The sequence below is a fragment of the Pseudovibrio sp. W74 genome (assembly GCF_001623085.1).
GTDB lineage: Bacteria > Pseudomonadota > Alphaproteobacteria > Rhizobiales > Stappiaceae > Pseudovibrio.
This window is the reverse complement of record NZ_LMCJ01000045.1, coordinates 41,171-41,417: the sequence shown is the minus strand read 5'-3', so window position 1 is coordinate 41,417 and position 247 is coordinate 41,171. Positions and strand designations below refer to the sequence as shown.

Sequence of the window (247 nt, the reverse complement as noted above, 5' to 3'; positions counted from 1 at the left end):
TTATCCAGACCAGCACTCTCATCAACCTGAACGAACCTGTTCAGCTCAAGAGACGTGATCGTTGGCCCATCATCACCAAACCGGATCTTCTCACCAATTTCAACGCTCTGGCTGGTCACATCACCATCACCATCGGTGACTGTCAGAACAGCAGAGATCTTGCCGTCCAAGTTGACGAATTCATCATGACTGTCTGTATCAAGCTGCTTGATGGACTGGTACTGCGCAAGGCTGACTTCACCGTCGT

The 247-nt window shown here is 50.2% G+C and carries 1 protein-coding gene; it reads right to left on the bottom strand.

Annotated elements, in window-relative coordinates; all coding sequences use genetic code 11:
• Nucleotides 1-247 (bottom strand): DUF5801 repeats-in-toxin domain-containing protein (locus PsW74_RS28945; RefSeq protein WP_193777973.1); only part of this gene is annotated, 247 nt, incomplete at both ends.